The sequence below is a fragment of the Flavobacterium sp. FPG59 genome, from assembly GCF_002150205.1.
GTDB lineage: Bacteria > Bacteroidota > Bacteroidia > Flavobacteriales > Flavobacteriaceae > Flavobacterium.
Genome location: NZ_MTCA01000308.1, coordinates 1 through 2,838 on the forward strand (window position 1 = coordinate 1; position 2,838 = coordinate 2,838).

Sequence of the window (2,838 nt, forward strand, 5' to 3'; positions counted from 1 at the left end):
AAAATAAAGTTTTTTATTTTTGCCAACAAATTAAATTCTAAAATTAAAGATTATGTCAGACATTGCATCAAGAGTAAAAGCGATTATCGTAGACAAATTAGGCGTTGACGAAAACGAAGTTGTAACAGAAGCAAGCTTCACTAATGATTTAGGAGCTGACTCATTAGACACTGTTGAGCTTATTATGGAATTCGAAAAAGAATTTGATATCCAAATTCCAGACGATCAAGCAGAAAACATCGCTACTGTAGGTCAAGCAATCTCTTACATCGAGGAAGCTAAAAAATAATAAATCAAACACCCGCTTGCATTCATGTGAACGGGTGTTATTATTTTTTTAAATATTAAAATTAAGATTGAACTTCAATCCAAAAGATATTATTGTATTACCCATAGCTATTTTGTAGTATTTTATACAGTATCAGCGTGGGTTTTATTTGTTTAAAGATAACATAACAAAGAATTTATGGAATTAAGAAGAGTTGTGGTAACAGGATTAGGCGCTCTTACCCCTATTGGAAATACTGTACAAGAGTATTGGGACGGGCTAATAAATGGCGTTAGCGGAGCTGCACCTATCACTTACTTTGATGCCTCTAAATTTAGAACTCACTTTGCATGCGAGGTTAAAAACTTTAATGTTGAAAATTTCATTGATCGTAAAGAAGCCCGTAAAATGGACCGATACGCTCAATATGCCATGGTTGCATCTGAAGAAGCAGTATTAGACGCTGGTTTTGATATGGAGAAAATTGACAAAGACCGCGTGGGCGTTATTTGGGGATCAGGAATTGGCGGATTAGAGACTTTTCAAATTGAAGTTCTTAATTATGCTTCAGGAGACGGGACGCCAAAATTTAATCCTTTCTTTATCCCAAAAATGATTGCTGATATTGCAGGTGGACATATCTCCATTAAATATGGTTTTAGAGGACCTAACTTTACAACTGTTTCTGCATGTGCTTCTTCTACAAATGCCATTATAGATGCTTTCAATTATATTAGACTTGGCCATGCCGATGCTATGGTTACAGGTGGCTCTGAAGCTGCGGTAACAATTGCTGGTATGGGAGGTTTTAATGCTATGCACGCACTATCAACAAGAAATGACGATCCAAAATCGGCCTCAAGACCAATGGACAAAGACAGAGATGGTTTTGTTCTAGGAGAAGGAGCGGGTGCCTTGGTTCTTGAAGAATACGAACATGCTGTTGCTCGTGGTGCAACCATTTATTGTGAAATAGGTGGTGGCGGTATGTCGGCAGATGCTTACCACATTACAGCTCCACATCCAGAAGGACTTGGTGCTAAAAATGTAATGCTAAACTGCCTTAGAGATGCTGGATTAAAACCTACCGATGTAGATGGTGTAAACATGCACGGAACATCTACTCCACTTGGTGATATGGCAGAGTCAAAAGCAATTCTTCACGTATTTGGCGAACATGCCTATAGCATGAATTTAAATTCTACAAAATCAATGACAGGTCACTTACTAGGTGCTGCTGGTGCTGTAGAAACTATATCTGCTATACTTTCATTAAAACATGGCTTAGTACCTCCTACTATCAATCATTTTACAGATGATGAAAACATTGATTCAAAATTGAACTTTACATTTAATAAAGCTCAAAAAAGAGATATGAATGTAGTGATGAGCAATACATTTGGTTTTGGAGGCCACAATGCATGCGTTTTGGTAAAAAAATTAGATATCTAATTGTATGAATATAATTAGAAAAATATTTAAAAAATCCCGTTCGGCTACTGACGGGATTTTTTTTGATTCTATCCAGAAAATCCTAGGATTTCCTCCCTTAAATCTAGAATTTTACACCAAAGCTTTCACCCATAGATCATCTAATAGACTTGATTTATCTGGCAATCCCATCAATTATGAACGCTTAGAGTTTCTAGGAGACGCTATGTTAAGCGCGGTTATTGCTGCTCATTTATTTAATGAAGCACCAGCAGGTGACGAAGGATACCTTACCAAAATGCGCTCTAAAATAGTAAGTAGGGAACATTTAAACGAGCTTGGCAAAGACTTAAATTTAATTCAATTTATAGAAAGTAAAGTTCCTGTTCAACATTTTGGAGAAAATATTCATGGTAACATTTTTGAATCTCTAGTAGGTGCTATTTACCTTGATAGAGGCTACGAGTTTTGTGAAAAATTCATTAGAAACAGAGTAATCACTCCTTATGTAGATATTGCTCGCTTAGAAGGAAAAGTTATCAGTTATAAAAGTTTAGTAATTGAATGGTGCCAAAAAGAGAAAAAAATATTTCATTACGATATTTTTGATGACAACTCTATTGATGGTCAACGCTTTTTTGGTGTTAAACTTAGTATTGACGACAAAGTCATTGCAAAAGCAAGGGCTACCTCTAAAAAGAAAGCAGAAGAAAAAGCTTCCCAACGCGCTTATTTTGCATTTCAAGAAAAAATGGACAGAAAATAATACAATTTTCTATAAAACTATATCGTTTTCGTTCATAAATTAACAAAAACATCTTATTTAGAAGACTATACACTTCAATAGAAATGCTATATTTACATCTTATTTTTTGATGAAATGGCAAATCTTAAACTTAATTTAGGTGAATTTGATGCAATAGACTATCATCTTATTGCTATACATACCTCATTAGAAGATTATCGATTGGCTTATTTTATAAATCAAAAATTACCTATCAATTTGAGTAAATGTAGCAATGAAATTCAAATTAAGATTAAAGAGGGAGAAACAAATTTTTCAAGATTTTTCTATGAAGGCCCTGAAAATGAAATTTCTTGGGATTTAATCCAAAATAAGAATGAAGTGCTACAAGAGA

The 2,838-nt window shown here is 34.4% G+C and carries 4 protein-coding genes; all 4 read left to right on the forward strand.

The window, feature by feature from the left end:
• The first annotated feature begins 52 nt into the window (after window positions 1–52).
• A complete protein-coding gene (locus tag FPG59_RS15390; protein ID WP_007137004.1) occupies window positions 53–289 on the forward strand; it encodes an acyl carrier protein in 237 nt (78 codons plus the stop codon).
• Window positions 290–466: 177 nt separating this feature from the next.
• Entirely contained in the window at window positions 467–1,720 is a 1,254-nt protein-coding gene (fabF, locus tag FPG59_RS15395; protein ID WP_086455433.1) for a beta-ketoacyl-ACP synthase II, read from the forward strand.
• Between the two features lie 4 nt (window positions 1,721–1,724).
• Window positions 1,725–2,465 carry a ribonuclease III gene (gene rnc / locus FPG59_RS15400; protein ID WP_086455434.1) on the forward strand — a complete coding sequence of 247 codons (741 nt, stop codon included), beginning with the start codon at window positions 1,725–1,727 and terminating at the stop codon, window positions 2,463–2,465.
• A 114-nt stretch (window positions 2,466–2,579) separates the two neighbouring features.
• Window positions 2,580–2,838: IPExxxVDY family protein (locus FPG59_RS15405; protein ID WP_140344702.1), on the forward strand; the 259-nt coding region annotated here is incomplete at its 3' end.

Coding starts and splice junctions, on each gene's coding strand:
- rnc (WP_086455434.1), top strand. CDS start 1,725: ATGAATATAATTAGAAAAATATTTAAAAAATCCCGTTCGGCTACTGAC.
- fabF (WP_086455433.1), top strand. CDS start 467: ATGGAATTAAGAAGAGTTGTGGTAACAGGATTAGGCGCTCTTACCCCT.
- FPG59_RS15390 (WP_007137004.1), top strand. CDS start 53: ATGTCAGACATTGCATCAAGAGTAAAAGCGATTATCGTAGACAAATTA.